This is a genomic window from Oleiphilus sp. HI0123, from assembly GCF_001635315.1.
In genome coordinates this window covers 1-326 of the sequence record NZ_LWGE01000959.1, presented here as the reverse complement: position 1 = coordinate 326, position 326 = coordinate 1, and the positions used below count along the sequence as shown (strand labels likewise).

General features: G+C 46.3%; 1 protein-coding gene. It reads right to left on the bottom strand.

The window, feature by feature from the left end:
- Positions 1–326: Rnf-Nqr domain containing protein (locus tag A3761_RS08315; RefSeq protein WP_304439603.1), on the bottom strand; the 326-nt coding region annotated here is incomplete at both ends.

Sequence of the window (326 nt, the reverse complement as noted above, 5' to 3'; positions counted from 1 at the left end):
TAATACCCAAGCCACGCAGACCTTCAGGCACATCACTGTACTTGAGCTTTTCTCGGATACCGGCCAATGCGACGATCGCAAGAGCCCAACCGACACCAGCACCCAAGCCATAGACCGTGCTCTCAGCAAGATTATAATCACGCTCAACCATAAATAGAGATGCACCCATGATCGCACAGTTTACTGTGATCAATGGTAGGAATACCCCAAGAGCGTTATACAGATCCGGGAAGTACTTATCCAAAACCATTTCTAGAATCTGTACCAAAGCAGCGATAACACCAATGTAAGTTAACAAACCCAAGAAACTCAGGTCTACATCAGGA